20 protein-coding genes are annotated in these 20396 nt (G+C 63.7%); 8 read left to right on the top strand and 12 right to left on the bottom strand.

Going from position 1 to position 20396, the window contains the following annotated elements; genetic code table 11:
• Positions 1–468 precede the first annotated feature (468 nt).
• The 5 genes from IYW40_RS03950 to IYW40_RS03930 form a co-directional block, all read right to left on the bottom strand.
• Positions 469–981 (bottom strand): hypothetical protein, encoded by a 513-nt coding sequence (locus tag IYW40_RS03950; protein ID WP_196399465.1) that lies wholly within the window; start codon positions 979–981, stop codon positions 469–471.
• A gap of 88 nt (positions 982–1069) precedes the next feature.
• Positions 1070–1336, bottom strand: a complete 267-nt coding sequence (locus tag IYW40_RS21630) for an energy transducer TonB (protein WP_246720625.1) — start codon at positions 1334–1336, stop codon at positions 1070–1072.
• 259 nt (positions 1337–1595) lie between these two features.
• Complete coding sequence (locus tag IYW40_RS03940; RefSeq protein WP_175094757.1) at positions 1596–2315, bottom strand: energy transducer TonB; 720 nt, start codon at positions 2313–2315, stop codon at positions 1596–1598.
• Positions 2312–2839, bottom strand: coding sequence for a biopolymer transporter ExbD (locus IYW40_RS03935; RefSeq protein WP_196399463.1), 528 nt, complete (start codon positions 2837–2839; stop codon positions 2312–2314). The genes IYW40_RS03940 and IYW40_RS03935 overlap by 4 nt, the downstream gene beginning before the upstream one ends.
• On the bottom strand, positions 2839–3483 hold the full coding sequence (locus IYW40_RS03930) for a MotA/TolQ/ExbB proton channel family protein (RefSeq protein ID WP_196399462.1): 645 nt from the start codon (positions 3481–3483) through the stop codon (positions 2839–2841). Before IYW40_RS03930 ends, IYW40_RS03935 begins: the two co-directional genes overlap by 1 nt.
• Positions 3484–4138: 655 nt before the next feature.
• On the opposite strand from IYW40_RS03930, the gene IYW40_RS03920 reads away from it, so the two are divergent.
• Together IYW40_RS03920 and IYW40_RS03915 are read left to right on the top strand one after the other, a co-directional pair.
• A complete protein-coding gene (locus IYW40_RS03920; RefSeq protein ID WP_246720624.1) occupies positions 4139–4567 on the top strand; it encodes a DUF2946 family protein in 429 nt (142 codons plus the stop codon).
• A 73-nt stretch (positions 4568–4640) separates the two neighbouring features.
• On the top strand, positions 4641–7241 hold the full coding sequence (locus IYW40_RS03915; RefSeq protein ID WP_196399461.1) for a TonB-dependent receptor: 2601 nt from the start codon (positions 4641–4643) through the stop codon (positions 7239–7241).
• Positions 7242–7374: 133 nt separating this feature from the next.
• Here IYW40_RS03915 and IYW40_RS03910 read toward each other — a convergent pair whose 3' ends face one another.
• The 4 genes from IYW40_RS03910 to IYW40_RS03895 form a co-directional block, all read right to left on the bottom strand.
• Entirely contained in the window at positions 7375–8772 is a 1398-nt protein-coding gene (locus IYW40_RS03910; protein ID WP_196399460.1) for an NAD(P)(+) transhydrogenase (Re/Si-specific) subunit beta, read from the bottom strand.
• A gap of 4 nt (positions 8773–8776) precedes the next feature.
• A complete protein-coding gene (locus IYW40_RS03905; protein ID WP_018406076.1) occupies positions 8777–9229 on the bottom strand; it encodes an NAD(P) transhydrogenase subunit alpha in 453 nt (150 codons plus the stop codon).
• Between the two features lie 37 nt (positions 9230–9266).
• Positions 9267–10394, bottom strand: a complete 1128-nt coding sequence (locus tag IYW40_RS03900) for a Re/Si-specific NAD(P)(+) transhydrogenase subunit alpha (RefSeq protein WP_196399459.1) — start codon at positions 10392–10394, stop codon at positions 9267–9269.
• A gap of 72 nt (positions 10395–10466) precedes the next feature.
• Entirely contained in the window at positions 10467–10613 is a 147-nt protein-coding gene (locus IYW40_RS03895) for an aa3-type cytochrome c oxidase subunit IV (protein WP_196399458.1), read from the bottom strand.
• Between the two features lie 263 nt (positions 10614–10876).
• Between IYW40_RS03895 and IYW40_RS03890 the strand changes: the two genes are divergently transcribed.
• Positions 10877–11380 carry a ferritin-like domain-containing protein gene (locus IYW40_RS03890; RefSeq protein WP_196399457.1) on the top strand — a complete coding sequence of 168 codons (504 nt, stop codon included), beginning with the start codon at positions 10877–10879 and terminating at the stop codon, positions 11378–11380.
• Positions 11381–11546: 166 nt separating this feature from the next.
• Here IYW40_RS03890 and IYW40_RS03885 read toward each other — a convergent pair whose 3' ends face one another.
• A complete protein-coding gene (locus IYW40_RS03885; RefSeq protein ID WP_246720623.1) occupies positions 11547–12272 on the bottom strand; it encodes a haloacid dehalogenase type II in 726 nt (241 codons plus the stop codon).
• 125 nt (positions 12273–12397) lie between these two features.
• Here IYW40_RS03885 and IYW40_RS03880 point away from each other — a divergent pair, with 125 nt between their 5' ends.
• Positions 12398–13273, top strand: a complete 876-nt coding sequence (locus tag IYW40_RS03880; protein WP_196399455.1) for a LysR family transcriptional regulator — start codon at positions 12398–12400, stop codon at positions 13271–13273.
• Positions 13274–13328: 55 nt separating this feature from the next.
• Here IYW40_RS03880 and groL read toward each other — a convergent pair whose 3' ends face one another.
• Entirely contained in the window at positions 13329–14966 is a 1638-nt protein-coding gene (groL, locus tag IYW40_RS03875; protein ID WP_018406071.1) for a chaperonin GroEL, read from the bottom strand.
• 39 nt (positions 14967–15005) lie between these two features.
• Complete coding sequence (gene groES / locus IYW40_RS03870; RefSeq protein WP_014890807.1) at positions 15006–15293, bottom strand: co-chaperone GroES; 288 nt, start codon at positions 15291–15293, stop codon at positions 15006–15008.
• 484 nt (positions 15294–15777) lie between these two features.
• On the opposite strand from groES, the gene IYW40_RS03865 reads away from it, so the two are divergent.
• The 4 genes from IYW40_RS03865 (at position 15778) to IYW40_RS03850 (ending at position 20343) form a co-directional block, all read left to right on the top strand.
• Complete coding sequence (locus IYW40_RS03865) at positions 15778–17544, top strand: outer membrane beta-barrel protein (protein ID WP_196399454.1); 1767 nt, start codon at positions 15778–15780, stop codon at positions 17542–17544.
• A gap of 85 nt (positions 17545–17629) precedes the next feature.
• Positions 17630–18139 carry a signal peptidase II gene (gene lspA, locus IYW40_RS03860; protein WP_246720622.1) on the top strand — a complete coding sequence of 170 codons (510 nt, stop codon included), beginning with the start codon at positions 17630–17632 and terminating at the stop codon, positions 18137–18139.
• Between the two features lie 101 nt (positions 18140–18240).
• Complete coding sequence (locus tag IYW40_RS03855; RefSeq protein ID WP_196399452.1) at positions 18241–18954, top strand: hypothetical protein; 714 nt, start codon at positions 18241–18243, stop codon at positions 18952–18954.
• Positions 18955–19017: 63 nt separating this feature from the next.
• A complete protein-coding gene (locus tag IYW40_RS03850) occupies positions 19018–20343 on the top strand; it encodes a pitrilysin family protein (protein ID WP_196399451.1) in 1326 nt (441 codons plus the stop codon).
• Positions 20344–20396 lie beyond the last annotated feature (53 nt).

The following is a 20396-nucleotide window of genomic DNA, read 5'->3' as shown; positions in this document are numbered from 1 at the left end:
CGCCGTCATCTGAAGTTGAACGCTTGTTCGGCTACAAAGCCGCCACCGGGTGGCGGCGGCGCGCGTAAGCCGGAAACGATCTCTTCCGCCTTCCTGGCGTGCAAGTCGCTGCTCGCCTCCAAGACTCTAAACTTTTGCACACTGCCCGACGGATCAATCTCGAACCGAATGCGCACAAAGCCCCGAGCAGGGCGTCGGGGGTCCATTCGGAAACCTTGCGCCGACCTGTCGAGATAGGTGCGTGCGCGCAAAATTTCCGAAACGCGGGCTGCGTAAGCGGCGCGCGCAGCCTCGCGATCCGATGCTGCGCGTGCTGGCGTCGTTCCTATTCCAGCGACGAGCGAGGCAAGAGCCCACGATAGGGGGAGAAGGCGACGCATTTTTCTTCCTTTGCGTTTCACCCTTCTCTCCAATTTTTGGCTCAGCCGCGGAGCGATGTCGCGCGCCTTTCATGCGCGCGCTACTTCGCTAGTGAAATCTGAAACTTTGCACGCCGTCGTAGGAGCCGCCGGGTGGCGGCGGCGCCCGCAGGCCCGAGACGATGGAGCGCGCCAATTGCCCGTGGCGGGGCGTCGAAGCGGAAACGAGTGTGACGCTGTCAGTCGCGCCTGAGGCGCCAACACGAAAGCGAACGACGGCGCTTCCTTCGCCGAGACTCGTCGTGCCCGGCGAGCGCGCCCGGATGAGTTGACCCAGCTTACGCAGATAGGCGCTGTTGTCGGCATGTTTCTTTTTATCGGCGGCCTTCTCGTCCCGCACGGCCTTGGGTTTCTGTTCGCGCCCGGCGTCGGTCTTCTCCTCGCGCTTTTCGGTCTTCTCCTCGGATTTCGTATCCTTGCTGTCTTCGCGTTTCGGTTCGGCAGTGTCTTCGGCCTTGGGCTTTTGCGCCTCGTCGAGCGCGCGCGCCGGTCCGCTCGCGCCAAGCGCGCAGGCGAACGCCAATGCAGAAAGACTCAATGTCAGTCGAGAAATGTGCCGCATTTTCTTCTCCTTCGATAAACATGCGCGGGCCTCACGCGCATGGATTCAATTCAGCCACGGACCGAAAGTTTTGAACGGCGCGACCGACTCATTTCGGCGTCCCGCGGAACTTGAACGTTTGTCCCACGTCCATCGATCCGCCCGGGGGCGGCGGCGCTTCGACGCTCGACAGGATCTTCTTCACCGTTTCTGAAAGTGCTGGACTTGTCGTTTTGTCGATCGTCACCTTGTCGATCTTGCCATGCGCGTTGACGTGAAAGCTGGCCGTCACCTCGCCGTCGCCGGCAGGACTTTCCGAAGGGGTTTGCTTGGCGATCGCCGTGTAGAGCACGCCGAGGAACTTGCTCTCTGACATCGCCGGAGCAGCGGAAGGCGCGGCCGCTCCTTGCGTAGCCGCGGGCTTTGGCGCTGCGGCGCGCGCCGGCGTAGCGCTCTGCGTTGGCGTTGCGGTTCGCGCTGGCGCGGGAGCCAAGGCCGCGGGCTTGGCGTCCTCTGCGTGCGCGCCGCAAGCGGCGAGCGCCGCGGCGATGGTAAGCAATCGCGCGAGCTTCATCAGACCCCCAATAGCCGGAACGATCTCAGGCGGCGGGCGCGAGCGTCCGCCGCCTGTAGCGTCAATGGAAGACGAACGGCTGGCTGATGAAGGCTGAGCCGCACATGCTGGGGCCACGGGCCGATGACACGATCCGCCGCGCCAGCGCCGCATGCCCCGGCGTCGATCCCGACGCCGAGATGCCCGACAGTCCGCCGCCCGGATTGACGTGGAACGTCACGCTGGCGCTGCCGGGACCAAGGCTGGTGCTGCCTGGCGTATGGCGGCGAAGCGCCGCGCCGATATGGGCAAGACACGTCGCTTGCGATGCGCCCGAATTCCCGGCCTGTCCCTCGGGCGCGCCGTAGCGCCGACGCGCCTGCGCCTCCTGACGTTGCTGCGCGCGCTGGACCTGCTGCTCCTCGACCTTCTTCTTGACCTTGTCGACGTCTTCCTTCTTGGCCGGCAAGGGCACGGCGTCGGGCGCCATCACCACTGGCGGCGGAAGCGCGATGTCAGGCTCCTCGACCGCTTCGGGCGGCGGCGTGTCGTCGGCCTCGGCGACTTCCTCCTGCTCGAAGAAGTCGCCTTCCGGCACGAGGTCCATGCTGACGGAGTCGAGCGATATGGCCGTTGGCTTCGCCGAATAGGCAAGAATGCCGAAGACCATGACATGCGCCGCGATGACGAGGACGGTCGTCACCGAGCGCAGCCAGGAGGGCTTGACCGGCTCCGGACCCGAAGGCGGGTGGTGGTCGCCCTCTCGCGCCATGCCTTGCGGACTTAGCGCGAGGTCGGTCATTTCAGCGCTCCCGCGGGCGCCGCCGGGGCTTGCGCGGGCGGAGCGCCCGCGGCAGGCGCGGCGCGGCCGGGCGCGGCTTTCATGCCTGCGCCGGTCTTGCTGCGCGAGTTGGTCATGATCGCGATATGGGTGATGCCGTTGGTCGCAAGCTTATCCATCACCGCGACGACCTCGCCATAGACTGCCTCCGTGTCGCCGCGAATGTGCACGACGCGGGCATGGTCGTCGCCCATCATCACCTTGATGCCGTCGATGAGCGCCTCCGCTGAGAGCTCGTCCGCGCCAAGCGCGATCTTGCCGTCCTTGCCCACGGTCACGACGATCGGGTCTTTTTGGTTGATCGGCATCGCGGCGCTCGCCTGCGGCAAGTTCACCTTGACGCCCTTGGCGAGCAATGGCGCCGTGATCATGAAAATGATCAGCAGCACCAGCATGACGTCGACGAGCGGCGTCACATTGATATCGGCGAGTGGCTGATAAAGGCCTTCGGTTGCGCTCTGGCGCTGGCGTGAGGGCATGCCCATTATGCAGCCTCCCGATCGCGACGCGGACGCGACTGATGGCCGCTGCACATCAGGAGCGACTCGTCTTCGATGTAATGCGCGACCTGCTGGCCGACGCGCGCGAAGGCGGCGCCGATGCGGTTGTAGCCGACCGACGCGGGGATGGCGGCGGCAAGTCCGTAGGCCGTGGCCGCAAGCGCCTCGGCGATGCCGGGCGCGACGACCGCGAGGCTCGTGTCCTGCGACTGAGCGATGCTGGCGAAGCTCGTCATGATGCCCCATACCGTGCCGAACAGGCCGACGAAGGGCGCGACCGACGAGATGACGGCGAGATTCGGCAGGCCGCCTTCCGCCTTGGTGAGGAACTCGCGCGCGGCGCGGCTCATATGGTCGGCGATGCGGGCGCGCTTGTCGCCGATCGTTTCGTCGGGAAGGTCGAGGGCAAAACCTTCGCGGCCGGCTTCTGCGACGGGCGCGAGAACGCCGACGTCTCCGCCCGCACGGGCGGAGCGGGCCGACTTGGTGATGCGGGTGACGGCCACCACGCCTTCGACGATGAGCACCCACGTCCAGATCGACGCGAGCAGCAGCAGCGCCATGACGGCCTTTCCGACAGGACCGGCGTTGAGGAACATGGCGAGAGGAGAAAGCGTGTTGTAATCCATTTTCACTCACTCGTTTCATTGGGACGCGCTTGCGGCGATCGCGCAGGCGAAGCGTCAGTTTTTGTTTTGTTATGTCTTCGCGAGACGAGAGGCCGCAAAGCGGCGAAAGCCCGCAATCAGACTCCGGCGCGGCGCGCCCTGGAGCCTAATGCAATTCAGGAAATATGAATTGAGGGTGGAGCGCGCGCGCCATTTGCGCCGTTCGCGGCGAAACTCTCGGGCGGCTGCGCGGCGACCGCGCAATGCTGAATTTCAGAAGGGCGCTCTGCGGCGGTCAGCATCGCCGAGGCGACGCGCTCTGGAAGAACGGCCGGCGCGGCATGGACGCTCAGGCAACAGTCCGGGCATCGATGCTGGTGATGCGCGGGCGATCCGTCGCGCTGCATCGAGATTTCTTTTTGCGCAGCGGCGGCATGCGCTCCCGCAAAAGATACGGAATGATCGCAGGCGACGCCGCCTTGGTTCGCGATTGCGTGCGCGGGCCGCGTAGCGCCTGACAGAAGAAGCGAGAGCATCAGCGCGCAAGCGACGGCGACGGCGAGTGCCGCGCGGAATTCCCGACGCATGGCGCGCAACTGTGACATAAATGTCTCTTAGTTGATTTTTTAACCTTTGACAACGCGCGCGGGCTTGGAATAGCTCGGTTTACCGGTCCATGGTCGCTTCCGGCGCCGCCACAGTTAACGGCGCGGAATTCGGCAAGATTTACATGGGCATTCGCCGACTCGCCACGCTTTTCATTCTCTTCGCGCTTGTCGCGAAACTCGTCTCGCCCTGCGAGGCGGTGGCGGCGAATATTGTCGGCGCGCCCAACGCTTCGATCGCCAAATGTCATCCGTTCGCCAAGACGTCGTCTCTGGCGCAGGACGAGTCCGATCAAGCGCCTTCCGGTCAGCTTGATCACGATCGATGCGCCTGCGCGCTTTGCCAGCTCGGCTGGAGCGCGTTGCCGCCGGCGGACGCCGTTTTTGCGATCCGTGGCGTGGAATACAATCTCGCGCCGCGGGCGCCTCCGACGCGGGCGCTGATCCTGTTACGGCCAAACCGCAGCGCCCCGACGCGCGGACCTCCTTCCTTCACCTGATCTGCCGAACGCCACGGCGAAAGCCGTTCAGGTCAGTCGCGCCGCCTTGACCGGCGCCAGAAGGAAGCATCTCATGTCTCGTTACTCGCTCTTGCGCGGCGTTTCGGTCGGCGCTCTCACCGTCCTTGCGCTTTCCGAATTTTGGGTCAGCCCTGCCGCCGCGCAGCAATCGCTGCCGACCATCGACGTCGGCGGTCAGCGCCGCGGCGTTCAGCGTGGAACCGAGCGCGTTGCAGGCCCTGCGACCGGCGCAAACGTAGCTCCGAGCCCGGCCCCAGCTCCTTCGCCGCCATCGATCTGGGCGGCGACGCTTCCCGACGGCAAGCCGGCCTTCGTTCAGAAGTGGCAATTGCCCAATACGGTCGCGAGCGTCACGCGCCAGCAGATCAATCGCACAATCAACATTGTCGATACGGAAGACGCGGTCAGATACATGCCGAGCCTTTTCGTGCGCAAACGCAACAGCGGCGACACTCAGGCAGTTTTGCAGACCCGCACCTGGGGCGTCGGCTCCTCGGCGCGCAGTCTTGTCTATGCGGACGATCTGCTGCTGACGGCGCTTATCGGCAACGACAATACGATCGGCGCGCCGCGCTGGGGCCTCGTCGCGCCGGAGGAAATCGAGCGCGTCGATTTCCTTTACGGACCCTTCGCGGCGCAATACCCCGGCAACTCGATGGGCGGCGTGTTGAAGATCACGACGCGCATGCCCGAAAAGCTCGAAGTCTCGGTCAGGAACACCACGACGATCCAGGATTTCTCCCAGTGGGGAACGTCGCGAGGCTTCGTCAATAACGTCTCGAGCTTCTTTATCGGCGATAAGATCGGCGACTTTCTCTGGACGGTCTCCGGCAACTGGCAGCGCGGATCGCAGCAGCCGCTTAGCTATGTCACGACGCCGAATTTTTACCCCGGCGGCTATCTGGCGACTAACGTCTATGGCACCACCTTCGCCAACGTCATCGGCTCGACCGGCAATCTCGCGAACGATCAAGTTAATGCGAAACTGAAATTCGCCTACGATTTCACCAACACGATCCGCGGCACCTACACATTCGGCTTCTGGTCCAACGACGGCCAGTCTTATCCCGAGAATTACCTTACTGCGGGCAATAGCCCCTTCTGGGGCGTAACGACGGGGGGGCGCGCCCTCAGCAACGCCAACCTGCAGAGCTTCGCGACAAATGGTCGTTATCGGGTCCAGGAAAAGATCATGGTCAACGCCGCTGCGGTGCGCTCCAACAGCGGCGGTCCGTTCGACTTCGAAGTTTCGGCCTCCAATTTCACCTATTTGCAGTCCGATCAGATCTCACCCTGGTCAGCCGCCGTGCCCTTTGGCGGCTATACGCAGACCGGCCGCGATACGGTCTTCACCGGCACCTATTGGACGCTCTTCGACGCGAAGGGAATCGTGCGGCCGCCGGAAGGAATATTACAGGGCCACGACATCTCCTTCGGCGTGCATGGCGATCAGTTTCACCTGAACAATCCGGTCTGGCTGACGACGAATTGGACCGCCGGGACAGATGCAAGCACAGGCGCGGCGATCACGATCGCTCAGGGCACGACGCGCACGCAGGCGCTATGGTTCCAGGACGCCTTCTTCATTACGCCGGATCTGAAGTTCACGGCCGGTCTTCGCGGCGAGCACTGGCAGGCGTCGGACGGCTACAATCAGGCGGCGGGCGTCAACAATTTCGGGACCGCGCTGACAGGCTCGACACGCTCCTGGCTGCCGATCTACCAGCCCAATCTCTACAGCACCCGCTTCTCGCCCAAAGGGTCGCTCGAATACAGGTTCGATGAGGATTGGCGCGCCGTCGGCTCGATCGGCATGGCGAACCGCTTTCCCACTGTGCGCGAACTCTACAACCTCGCGACCGTCGGCGTTAATGGCGTCGCGACTAACCCAAATCCCAATCTACGTCCCGAGTCGGCGCTCAGCAAAGAGCTGATGATCGAGCGCAGGCTCGGACCGGATGGAACCGCGCGCGTCTCCTTTTTCGACGAAGAAGTGCGCGACGCCATCATCAACCAGCTGGTCTCCGTGCCCGCGGCGCCCGCGCAACTGGTGCAGACGCCGACCAACGTTCAGCGCATTCGCAACAGCGGCGTCGAAGTGGCGTTTCAGAAAGACAACTTCGGCTTCAGGGGGCTTGAGGTGCTCGGCAGCGCCACCTGGCTCAACGCGCGGGTCATCTCCGATCCGACCTGGGCGCCGAGCACCGGGAATTTTGAGTTCCCCTGGGCGACGTCGGTGGCGGGGAAGACCGTGCCGAACGTTCCTGAATGGCGCGGAACGCTCGCGTTCACCTATCGGCCGGACGATCACTGGGCGTTCACGGTGGCCGGCAGATATCAGAGCAAGCTGTGGCGCACCTTGGCGAACAATGACCGCGCCTATGGAATCTATTTCGCCTTCGATCCGTTCTTCGTCGTCGACACCAAGATCCATTACAAATGGAACGATCGATTCTCCGCCGATTTCGGCGTCGATAACATCGGCAATTATAGATACTTCCTGTTCCACCCGTTCCCGCAAAGAACCTTCTATGTCGCCGGACGGTATCAATTCGGCGAGACCAAGGGCGAGCCGGGCCTGTTCTACACGGGCAACGAAGGCGGCTTGCCGGACGTGGGCACCTGGTTCCAGCCGGTCGCCTGGAACTGGTGAGGTTCGGGTCGCGAAGTGGGGCGCTCCCTGCTTTGCGCAAACTCCGCGGCGCGGCAGTTTCCAAACGCCGTCGTGACAACAAAACGCCCGGGAGAAACTCCCGGGCGTTTTGTTTTGGCGTCGTTGAAGAGGCTTAATGCGCCAGCGACTTGACGATCGACTCGACGGTCTTCTTCGCGTCGCCGAACAGCATCATCGTATTGGGCCGAAAGAACAGCTCGTTCTCGACGCCGGCGTATCCAGAGCCCATGCCGCGTTTCAGGAACAGAACCGTCTTCGCCTTTTCGACGTCGAGAATCGGCATGCCGTAGATTGCCGAGGTCTTGTCGGTCTTTGCCGCCGGGTTGGTCACGTCGTTGGCGCCGATGACGAAGGCGACGTCCGCCTGTCCGAATTCGGAGTTGATGTCCTCGAGCTCGAACACTTCGTCATAGGGCACATTGGCCTCGGCCAGCAGCACATTCATATGGCCCGGCATGCGGCCGGCGACCGGATGGATGGCGTATTTGATGTCGACGCCTTCCTTCTTGAGTATGTCGGCCATTTCGCGGAGCGCATGCTGCGCCTGCGCGACCGCCATGCCGTAGCCCGGCACGATGATGATCTTGCCGGCGTTCTGCATGATGTAGGCGGCGTCTTCCGCCGAGCCCTGCTTGACGTTGCGCGTTTCCTTGCCGCCGGCAGGCCCCGCCACTTCGCCGCCGAAGCCGCCGAGAATGACGGAGATGAAGCTGCGGTTCATCCCCTTGCACATGATGTAGGAGAGGATCGCGCCCGACGAGCCGACAAGCGCGCCGGTGATGATCAGCGCAAGATTGCCCAGCGTGAAGCCGATGCCCGCCGCCGCCCAACCCGAATAGGAGTTGAGCATGGAGACGACCACCGGCATGTCGGCGCCGCCGATCGGAATGATCAGCGTCACGCCCAGCGCGAAAGAGGCGAGAATCAACAGAAACAGCCAGACGCCGCTCTGCGTGCCGACGAAAAGCGCCGTCAGCGCCAGCAGCGAGACGCCGAGCATGATGTTGATGGTATGGCGTTCCGGCAGCAGGATCGGCTTGCCGGTCATGCGCTCGGAAAGCTTTAGAAAGGCGATGATCGATCCGGTGAAGGTGATCGCGCCGATGGCCGCGCCGAGCGACATTTCGACGAGGCTGCCTGCGTGAATCTCATTCGCGTCGCCGATGCCGAAAGCACGTGGCGCAAAAAAAGCGCCCGCCGCCACGAGCACCGCCGCCAGGCCGACCAGCGCGTGGAAGCCCGCGACAAGTTCGGGCATCTTCGTCATTGGCACGCGCTGGGCGATGAAAGCGCCCGCGCCGCCGCCGATGGCGACGCCGATCACGATCATCAGCAGACCGCCGAATGAGGGGAAATGCGTCAGCAGCGTCGTCGCCACGGCGATCGCCATGCCGATCATGCCGTAGCGATTGCCCTCGCGAGAGGTGGCGGGCGAAGAGAGGCCGCGCAGCGCGAAGATGAACAGCACGCCGGCGACGAGATAGAGAAGGGCTGCGATATTGGCGCTCATGGCGTCAGCCCTTCTTCTTGTACATGGAGAGCATGCGTTCGGTGACGAGGAAGCCGCCGAAGATGTTCACGCTGGCGAGAATGACCGCGATGAAACCGAAGGCGTTCGCCCACCAAGAGCCCGAAGCCTCGGCGGCGGTCATGCCTTCGACGCCCGCCGCGAGCAGCGCGCCGACGATGATGACGGAGGAAATCGCGTTCGTGACCGACATCAGCGGCGTATGCAGCGCCGGCGTCACCGACCAGACGACGTAATAGCCGACGAAGACCGCCATGGCGAAGATCGCCACGCGGAAGACGAAAGGATCAATCGCGCCGCCGGCGAGTCCGTGCGCCGCCGCCGCGGCGGCCGTATGCGCGAGTTCGTCCGAATAGTGTTGCGCCTGTTCGGCCAGATGGCGGGCGGCCTCGGCCGCCGCCTGCGCCTTCTCGAGCAATTGTTGCGTAGAGTCGGTCATCGCTTAACGCCCCTTAGTTTGATATGCGCGCAGGCGGCTATTTAAAACGCTCGTCGACGACGGCGCCGTCGCGGGTTAGCGCGGTCGCCTTCACCAGTTCGTCTTCCCAATTGATGGCGAGCTGCTTGGTGTCCTTCGAGACGAGCGTCTCGACGAAGGCCAGCAGATTTTTGGCGTAGAGGCTCGACGCCGTCGACGCCATGCGGCCGGCGATGTTGAGAGCCCCTAAAATCTTCACGCCGTCGACGACCGCGGTTTCGCCGGGCTTGGTCAATTCGCAATTGCCGCCGCGTTCGGCCGCAAGATCGACGATGACCGAACCGGCTCGCATGGAGCGCACCATCTCCGCGGAGATGAGCTTGGGCGCCGGTCGGCCGGGGATCAGCGCCGTGGTGATGACGATGTCCTGCTTGGCGATGTGCGAAGCGACGAGTTCGGCCTGCGCCTTTTGATATTCAGGCGACATCTCCTTGGCGTAGCCGCCCGCCGTCTGCGCCTGCTGGAATTCCTCGTTCTCGACGGCGAGGAATTTGGCGCCGAGCGATTCGACCTGCTCCTTCGTCGCCGGCCGCACGTCGGTGGCGGTGACGATCGCGCCCATGCGCCGCGCCGTGGCGATCGCCTGCAGACCGGCGACGCCGACGCCCATGATAAAAACTCTCGCCGCCGGAACGGTGCCGGCGGCGGTCATCATCATCGGAAACGAGCGGCCATATTCGGCCATCGCGTCAATGACGGCGCGATAGCCGGCGAGATTGGCCTGGGACGACAGCACGTCCATGGTTTGCGCCCGCGTGATGCGCGGCATGAGCTCCATGGCGAAGGCGATCGCGCCGCTCTTGGCGAGATCGGCAAGCTGAGCCCCCGCGCCAAATGGATCCATGATCGCGATCACCGCGAGATTGGATCTTGCGCCGGGAAGCTCCGCCGCCGAAGGACGGCGCACGCGCAGCGCGACGTCGGCGCCCGTCAGCGCCGCCGCCGCGTTATCGGCGATCGTCGCGCCGGCGGCGGCGTAGTCGCTGTCGGAGAAGCCGGCGGCGGCGCCCGCGCGGGCCTCGACCACGACGTCGGCGCCCAGCCCGATGAATTTCTTGACGGTCTCGGGTGTGGCCGCGACGCGCGGCTCGGATTTATCCGTTTCAGCCAATACGGCGATGCGCATAACGAACTCCGGTTGTGGAAAAACCGTCGCCGCCAGCGTCGCCGACAGCGGTAAGAAGCGGAGGCTCTGAACCTAGCGCGCGACGAAGAAAAACAGCAGGAGCAGCAGAACCGCAGTGCTTGCCCCGCCGATCTTCAGCAGCAACAAGAATGTATTGTAGGTCCTTAGATGCTCGGCCCAGTCGCCGTTCGACTCCGCCGGCGTGCGCAAGCTCGCCATTTCGCTCCTCCCGATTCTTGCTGACGCGCGCGAGATCCCGCGTGCGAAGCTGATGCTAAACGAGCGGAAGCGATAGGGCAACGGCCTGAAGCTCCGGAAGGCTGCGGCGCCCCGACGCGCAGGGCAAGCGAACCCGAACGCGGCCCCTTCGGGAGCTCAGGCGCGCTTCTGCGCGCGCATGGGGAACATTCGCGCCTCGGCGGCGTTCCAATGCACGCCTGCGGCCCGCGGGCTTCCCCACATCGCAAAACCGGAGCGGGACGATGGGTCTCTTTTCCAAAGACATCAAGACGATCGACGATCTGTTCGTGCACACGCTGCGCGACGTCTACTATGCCGAAAACCAGATCCTGAAGGCGCTGCCCGACATGGTCGAGAAGGCCTCCGACCCGCAGCTGAGGGAAGCCTTCGAGCAGCACCTCGGCGAGACGGAAAATCAGGTGCGCCGGCTCGAAAAAGTGTTTGAGCTGCATGGCGTGGCGCCCAAGGGCGTCAACTGCCCCGCGATCGACGGCATCCTTGAAGAGGCTGATGAAATCTCGGGCGAAACCGCCGACAATGAAGTGCTGGACGCCGCGCTGATCGCGAGCGCTCAGGCCGTCGAGCATTATGAAATCACGCGCTACGGCACGCTGATCGCCTGGGCGAAGGAGCTTGGCCGCGAGGACTGCGCGCAGCTTCTGTCGGAGACGCTCGCCGAAGAAAAGAACGCTGACAAAAAACTCTCGTCGCTCGCCGAAGGGCGGATCAACCGCAAGGCGGCCTGAGGCGATTGACGCCGTCCACACGACGCGCCGCAAAAAAAAGCCCCGGACGCTGGTCCGGGGCTTTGTTTTGGTCGCGAAGCGCGCGGACTTTAGAAGTCCATGCCGCCCATGCCGCCGCCGCCCGGCATGGGCGGGGAATCTGACGCGCCGACGACGCGCACAAGTGTCAATCGAGCACATACGCCGTCAGATCTGCGAGCGATTTACCCTCCGCATCAGCTTTGCTCCCCAACTCCTCGGAAGGCAGACCGAGCCGATTGACCCAAAACGTCGGATAGCCAAACGCCTTTGCTCCGGCCGCGTCCCATCCGGCAAAGGCGACGAACAAGATCTGGTTTTCCGCCAGTCCGAACGCATCGACCCCTAGCCGATACGCGTCTGGACTTGGTTTGTACGTCTTCGCCCTATCCGTACTCAGGACATGCTCGAAAACGCCTTCAAGCCCGGACGTTGTGATCGATCCCTTGAGCATATCGGGCGTAAGATTGGAGAGAAGCGCGAGACGAACGCCCGCCGACCGCAATCCTTGCAGAGTCGGCCTGGCGTCGGGCCATACGCCGAGCGTAAGATATGCGTGAAGGAGTTGATCGCGCGTTTCTCCGCTCAATTGCAGCCTCAGCGCGTTACCGGCAAAGACCAGCGCTTCCTCCGATACTTTCATGAAGTCCACATAATGGCCTGACGCAGTTCGCAGCCACGAGTATTCGAACTGACGATTTCGCCACAACTCGACAAGTCGCGTTCCGTTTCCCGGAAAAAGCGCCTCGGCGAGTGCGTCAATTGGCCTAGGATCGAAGATTGGGAATGCGTCGAAAGCCAAAGCCTTGAAGCGCGCCGCCGCAGTTCTGAAGGAACGTCGGGGATGCTCCTCCGGCGATCGCAAGCCGGTCATCGACGCCAGACCTCCTTGGATCAACAGACGACGATCAATGTGCATGGCCCGGCTCCGTCTTCAAAGGTCGACGGGGGAAACCTAGTTGATGCAAAAACGCCTAGGCAGCGGTAGTTTTGCCGCCCATGTCAGCAAATTCGCCGCCACTAAACTGGAACGATCTGCGCTACCTGCTTGCGGTGGCGCGAGCAAACGCCATCGCGCCAGCGGCAAAGGCTTTGCGGGTGGACGAGACCACGGTGGCGCGGCGGATTCGGCGCATCGAACAAGGCCTTGGGTTGACCCTGTTCGAGCCGCGCTGGCGCCTGACGGAGACTGGCTCGTATATCATCGAACGCGCGGAGCGAATGGAGGAAGAGGCCATCGCGATCGCCGAAGCGTCGGCTGGCGTCGACTCCGCGCCGACCGGCAGCGTCCGCATCACAGCAATCCCGCTCATCGCAAGCCGTCTTCTGCTGCCCGCAGTCGAGCAGCTGACTCAAATCTATCCCGGACTATCGCTCGAGGTCATCGCCGAGCCGCGCAATCTCAGCGTTATGCGGCGCGATGCCGACATCGCGCTTCGCCATGCGCGGCCGCGAGAGGATCAACGAGCGATCACGCGTCGCATCGCAGACCTCGACTATGCCGTTTACGCGCCAACCGCAGTGGACGCGCGGCGGCTTTCATGGATTACTTACGAGGCGGAGATGGCCGGGCTTCCACACGTCGCCTGGATCAATCGGGCGGTCAGTCGGCAGGGACATCCGGCGAGCCTTGCCGTCAATGACTCCGAACTGGCCCTGAACGCCGTAAAGTTCGGCATCGGAAAGTCGCTGCTTCCCTGTTTGATCGCCGATCGAGAGTCTGGGTTGCGCCGGCTAGGCGACAAATCGCCCGTGCTCAAACGCGAAGTGTGGCTGCTCGTCAATCCCGGCGACAGACACGTCCCTAGGATCAGGGCGGTGACGGCCTGGATCGAAGGCATATTCGGCGCGACCCAAAGCCGACAAGGAACGTAAAAAAAGTCCCGGGTTTCCCCGGGACTTTGACTGGATCAGCGATTGGTGGCGAGACTTAGAAGTCCATGCCGCCCATGCCGCCGCCGCCCGGCATGGCCGGCGGGCCTTCCTTCTTCGGCGCTTCGGTGATCGTCGCCTCGGTGGTGATGATCAGACCGGCGATCGAAGCGGCGTCCTGCAGCGCGGTGCGCACGACCTTGGTCGGGTCGATGATGCCGAGCTTCATCAGATCGCCATACTCGCCCTTCTGCGCGTCGAAGCCGTAGCCGTATTCGGTGGCCTCGAGCAGTTTGCCGACCACCACGGCGCCGTCGCCGCCGGCGTTGTCGACGATCTGGCGCGCCGGCGCCTGGATCGCCTTGCGGACAATATCGACGCCGGTCTGCTGGTCGGGATTGCCGACCTTGACGCCGTCGAGCGCCTTGATGGCGCGCAGCAGCGCCACGCCGCCGCCGGGCGACACGCCTTCCTCGACCGCCGCGCGGGTGGCGTTGAGGGCGTCGTCAACGCGGTCCTTCTTCTCTTTCACTTCGACCTCGGTCGCGCCGCCGACGCGGATCACCGCGACGCCGCCTGCGAGCTTCGCCAAACGCTCCTGCAGCTTTTCGCGGTCGTAGTCCGAGGTGGTCTCCTCGATCTGTCCCTTGATCTGGGAGATGCGCGCCTCGATGTCCTTCTTCTCGCCGGCGCCGTCGATGATCGTCGTGTTCTCCTTCTCGATGCGCACGCGCTTGGCGCGGCCGAGCATGGCGAGCGTGACGTTCTCGAGCTTGATGCCGAGGTCCTCGGCGATCAACTCGCCGCCGGTGAGGATGGCGATGTCTTCGAGCATCGCCTTGCGGCGATCGCCGAAGCCGGGCGCCTTGACGGCGGCGATCTTCAGGCCGCCGCGCAGCTTGTTGACGACGAGGGTCGCCAGCGCTTCGCCTTCGATGTCCTCGGCGACGATGAGCAGCGGCTTGCCGGTCTGCACCACCGCTTCGAGGATCGGCAGCAACGGCTGCAGCGTCGACAGCTTCTTCTCGTGGATGAGAATGTAGGGTTCGTCGAGTTCGGCGATCATCTTCTCGGCGTTGGTGATGAAGTAGGGCGAGAGATAGCCGCGATCGAATTGCATGCCTTCGACGATGTCGGTCTCGGTCTCGAGGCTCTTCGCCTCCTCGACCGTGATCACGCCTTCATTGCCGACCTTCTGCATCGCCTTGGCGATTTCTTCGCCGATGAAGCTGTCGCCATTCGCCGAAATCGTGCCGACCTGCGCGATCTCGTCGTTTGAGGTGACTTTCTTCGAATGCAGCTTGAGATCGGCGACGATGGCTTCCACGGCGAGATCGACGCCGCGCTTCAGATCCATCGGGTTGAGTCCAGCGGCGACCGCCTTGGAGCCCTCGCGGGCGATCGAAGCGGCGAGAACCGTCGCCGTCGTCGTGCCGTCGCCAGCGATGTCGTTCTGCTTGGAGGCGACTTCGCGGACGAGCTGGGCGCCGAGATTTTCGAACCTGTCGGCAAGTTCGATTTCCTTGGCGACGGTGACGCCGTCCTTGCTGATGCGCGGCGCGCCGAAGGACTTTTCAATGACGACGTTGCGGCCCTTTGGACCGAGCGTCACCTTGACGGCGTTGTTGAGGATTTCGACGCCGCGCAGAATGCGGTCGCGGGCGTCAGTGGAGAAACGGACGTCTTTTGCAGCCATTTACAATTCTCCTGGGGGTTGGAAGCGAACGGCGTCGAGTCAGTCGACGATGCCGAGGATGTCGCTTTCCTTCATGATGAGCAGGTCGTCGCCGTCGATCTTGACTTCGGTGCCGGACCATTTGCCAAAGAGCACGCGGTCGCCGGACTTGACGTCCAGCGGGTTCAGCTTGCCGTTTTCGTCGCGAGCGCCAGGGCCGACGGAAATGACCTTGCCCTCTTGCGGCTTCTCTTTCGCGGTGTCCGGAATGATGATGCCGCCTTTGGTTTTTTCCTCGCCTTCGAGTCGCTTGACCACGACGCGGTCGTGGAGGGGACGGAACGTCATTGTGAATCTTTCCTTTTCTGACCTGACGGGGTTCGACCCCGTCAAAAAGGGATATGCGAAGGCCTGCTGGCACTCGCGTCAGATGAGTGCCAGCAGGCGCCACACAGATATGGGCGAGGCCAATCGCTGTCAAGTTGGGGACAGGCGTAGAATTTTCGGTTCTGTTGCGGCGCAGCTACAGCGCAGCCTAAAGATTGATCTTAGCCATTAGATGAACGACGGGTCGGGCGCCGCGCCTCGAACCATCCGTTTGCACAGGCGATCAAAATTCGGTGCAGAGCGGCGGCTCGTGTGCTGCGCGGACCGCTATAGCGTTGGCGGGGCTTAACAAAATAGAAACCATAAGCATCCATCTAAATTGTAGCGTCGTCGTAAGCGTCGTGCGTCTTGGCGGCTGGCTAAATCGCCTTCCATCGTCTGCCGAAGCTTGGGGCGCCGCATGCGCAAGACGCTTTCCGCATTTATTTCAGTGACGGCTATTTCAATGACGGCCCTCCAGGCCGCCGGCGCCGCCAAGGCCGCCGATCCGACGCCGCTCGTTTTGAAAGCGCCGCCGCCAATATTGGCGGCTTCGCCGTGGCGCGTGGAATTTGGGACCCGCTACTGGTTCAGTTCGGGCAACCATAAATATGATTACTACGACGCCCAAGTCCCCGGACTGTTGATTTCACGTCTTACCTTCGGCGATTTGACCGGGCATTCAGCCGAGACCTTCTTTCGCGTCGACCACGAGAGCGGCGTCTTCCTTAAAGGTTTTCTCGGCGGCGGGACTCTCGCGAGCGGCAAGCTCAATGACGAGGATACTGTCGCAGCGACCAAAGGCCCCTACAGCAATACTGTCCATGTTCAGAGCGGCGGCTCGCTCAAATATGTCACCGTCGATCTGGGCTATAATGTCGTGGAGACCAGATTGCCGACCGGCCAGCCGGTCAGGATCGGTCCTTTTGTCGGATACAATAATTTCCACGAGCGGATGAATTCATTCGGCTGCGCGCAAATTCTCGCCGGCACGGCGTTTTGCGCGACCGATCCGCCGAACAGGGTTCCTTACCCGACGAGTCTGGACGGGCTCGATTTCGACGTTGCCTGGAACTCGCTGCGCGTCGGCGTCGGCGGCGAGATCGAACTCATGCCGGGCCTGCGCGCATCGCTCGAAGCGGCCTGGATTCATAGCTGGATGTGGAACACCGACTATCACAATTTTCGCCCCGATATCCGAGGCGCGCAGCAGTCGGGCAAGGGGAACGGCTTTCAGCTCGAAGGCCTCATCGCCTATGATCTGACGCCGCGTTTCAGCGTGGGCGTCGGCGGCCGTTATTGGCAGTTCAGCGCGCCAGGCCAGGACTATGGCGAGCGCCTGTCCAACAATGTGACCAGGCCGATCTATTCATTTTCCCAGCGCTATGGCTTTTTCTTGCAGGCGGGCTACCGCTTTGGCGGGCCTGACGATCCGACCGGCGCTGGAAATTTCGGGCCGTTATTCGGCAGGGCGGAAGCCGAGCCGCATGAATGGCGCGGCGCCTATGTCGGCGGCCATGTCGGCTATGGCTTCGCCGCGGCGAAAGACACGACGCTTGCCGCGCGCTCGCCGGAAGCGGCGATCCTGCAGACAGGTTTCCAGGCGCCCTTCGCGCAGCGTTCGGACATCGCGGGCTTCGTCGGCGGCGGGCAGATCGGCTATAACTGGCGCTTGCATCCGCTCCTCGTCGCGGGTCTCGAGACCGATGTCGCCTACGCCAATATCGGCGGCTCGTTCGGCGCTTCCGTCAATTTCGGCGTTGGCGACGCTCCTCGGAATTACGCCGCCAGCACCAAACGTCTGCTCGAATGGCTCGGAACGTTGCGCGGGCGGTTGGGGCTGCTGCCCCGCGACGATTTCATGCTCTACGTCACCGGCGGCTTCGCCTATGGCCAGGTCTCGGCGCTTGGCGCGCTCGGCGACGGCAACAAGTTCTGCGCACTCGACTTCTATTGCTCGGCCGGCAGTTTTTCCGGCTTCGCGACGGGCTGGACCGCCGGCGCGGGGCTCGAATACGCCGTCGCCCGCAATTGGAGCCTCAAGGCCGAATGGCTCTACGTCGATCTGGGCCGGCAGAGCTATCAGATCAACGCCTTCGGCGGCTCCGTTCTGGATGGGTTTCCCGCGAATTTCGCCGCGTCAAGCGCCAGCGCGACCCATCTTATCCGCACCGGCTTTAACTACCGGATCGACTGGCCCGAGCCGGAAGGACCGATCATCGTCGCCCAGTGATCGCCTGATCGACGCATGAGCGGGGAGCGGCTTCTTTTTCGCATTGATCCGGCTTAATGCTGCGTTGGCGTCATGGAGATCCCGCTTGTCTGGCAGACTTTCCCCCCGCGCGCTCGGCCTTGCCGCGGCGCTCGTCGCTCTGGCGTTCGACCAGGCGCATAAATTCTGGATGCTGCATATATTTGACGTCGCCGCCCGGCCGCCGATGAGCCTTGCGCCGTTCCTCGACATCGTACTGTCCTGGAACTACGGCGTCTCCTATTCGCTGTTTCCCGCCCACGAAACCTTGACCCGCCTCGCGCTGCTGACCATGCAGGGCGCGATCATCGCTGGACTGGCGATCTGGATGGTGCGCACGCAGAGCCGCGCGACGGCTGTGGCGCTCGGGCTGATCATCGGTGGCGCGCTCGGCAACGCCGCCGACCGCATCACACGGGGGGCGGTCGCCGATTTCTTCTATCTGCACACCAGCCTGCCCGTCGGGCCTCTCGCGAACTACGTGTTTAATCTCGCCGATGTCTTCATTACGGCGGGCGTGGCGCTGCTGGTCATCGAGGGGTTTTTCCTGCCGCAGGAGCGGCGCGCCGAGACCTGAACGCGCTCTGGTTGAGCTGAGGCCCGGTCTTCGCCACTAAATCGCCAATAAGTCGCGGCCATGTAGCCGCATACAACCGGAGCCGGAACGGAGTCCGACAGATGAAGCTTGCTCAGTCGCAGCGCTGCGCCCTTTACGCTCTCGCCGGGCTCGCGGCGGTCCAGGCCGCGCCAGCCCTGGCCGGCGATGACAAATCGACATGGCAGGCGATGATGGAGATGGTCGGCGCGTCTTCGGACGAGGGCGTCGGCAAAATCGATTATAGCGAACGGCCCAAGCTCGTCTTGCCGCCGAGCGCCGGCGACCTCCCGTCGCCCCGCGAGCGGGGCGCGCGGTCGGGCGAATGGCCCGCCGAACTTTCGGCCGAGCGGCGCCGTAACGTCAACCGCTACGCCCGGGTGCCGAACGCGCCGCCGCCGGAGGCGCCGCGCCCTGGGGTGTTTGCGCGGGTGCTTTCCTTTGGATCGGGCGGTCCGCCGCCCGCGCCCGCCATCGAGGAGCCGAGCCGCATCATGCTGACGGAGCCGCCGCCGGGCTACCGCCGGCCGACGCAGGACCTCAACAATCTCCGCGAGACCGAAGCCGCCAAGAAGAGTTCCTGGTGGAATCCGTTGAGCTGGGGACGCGGCGGCGCGAACAATTCCGCCGCCAACGCCTCGGGCGCCAACCCCGCCGCCCCGGACATGCGGGGCGGGGCCAATGCGAACGGCGCCAACCCCGCTGCCCCGGACATGCGGGGCGGCGGCGCATCGTCCACCTTCGGCTCGATGATGCCGCAATTCCTGCGCGGTAGCTCGGACAACGACAAGAATTAAATTCCGGCCTATATAGGAGAGACACTCTCCGAGACGCGGCCACCGCCGCGGGAAAGGCCGTTCATGTCTTTTGAGACGAAGGCGTCAGCCGTTTCGCTTGCGCCTGGGGCAGCCGCGCCGGGGCCTGCGCGCGCGAGCATTACGAGCTTCACGCTCGACAACGGCATGCAAGTCGTCGTCATCCCCGACGCGCGAACGCCTGTCGTCACGCATATGGTCTGGTACAAAAACGGCGCCGCCGACGACCCGCTCGGTCAGTCGGGCATCGCGCATTTTCTTGAACATCTGATGTTCAAAGGCACGGCGGATCATCCGCAGGGCGAGTTCTCGAATCTTGTCGCAGAACTCGGCGGCCAGGAGAACGCCTTCACCAGCTACGATTACACGGCCTATTTCCAGCGTATCGGCAAGGAGCATCTCGCCACGCTGATGGCGTTCGAGGCCGATCGCATGCGCAATCTGGTCCTGACCGACGAGGTCGTCGATCCGGAGCGCGACGTGGTGCTTGAAGAGCGCCGCATGCGCACCGACAGCGACCCCTCGGCGCAGCTCGACGAGGCCGTACAGGCGGCGCTCTTCGCTCATCATCCCTACGGCATCCCGATCATCGGCTGGAATCACGAGATCGAGGGGCTCGATCGGCAGCACGCGCTCGCCTATTACCAACGCTTCTATACGCCGGAAAACGCCATCCTGATCGTCGCCGGCGACGTCGAGGCCGACGAGGTCGAGCGTCTCGCCAAGGACACCTACGGCAAGGTTCCCGCGCACGCCGCGCCGCCGCGGCGCGCCCGCGCGCAGGAGCCGCCGCACCGCGCCCATCGTCTGGTGACGCTGCGCGATGAGAAGGTCGAGCAGCCGGCGCATGAGCAGGTCTATCTCGTGCCGTCCTACAGCACTGCGCAGCCCGGCGAAGCCGAGGCGCTGGAGACGCTCGCTTATATGCTCGGCGGCGGACCCACGAGCGCGCTCTATGACGCGCTGGTCGTCGAGGAGCAAGTCGCGGTCGGCGCTGGCGCGTACTACATGGGCTCCGCCGTCGACGACACGCGGCTTTGGGTCTATGCGACGCCCGCGCTGGACGTTTCGCTCCAGGACCTCGACGTCGCGATCGATCGCGTGCTGCGACGCTTCGCAGAAGAGCCGATTGACGCGGAGCATTTGCTGCGCGCCAAGACCCGGCTGATCGCCGACGCCGTCTACGCGCAGGATAGCCAGGTCTCGCTTGCCCGCTGGTATGGCGAGGCTTTGGCCACCGGCCTCACCATCGACGACGTCGTCGCCTGGCCCGAGCGCATGGAGAAGGTGACGGCCGACGACGTGCAAAACGCCGCGCGCAAATGGCTCGACAAGCGCAGGGCCGTTACGGGCTTTCTGCTTCCGGCCTGAGAGGCGATCGCGTCAGGTTGTCGGCGTAACGCCGACGCCTGACTCGACCGCCC

Origin of the sequence: Methylocystis sp. H4A, from assembly GCF_015709545.1 — a bacterium.
Classification (GTDB): domain Bacteria; phylum Pseudomonadota; class Alphaproteobacteria; order Rhizobiales; family Beijerinckiaceae; genus Methylocystis; species Methylocystis silviterrae.
This window is presented reverse-complemented; position numbering and strand designations above follow the sequence as displayed.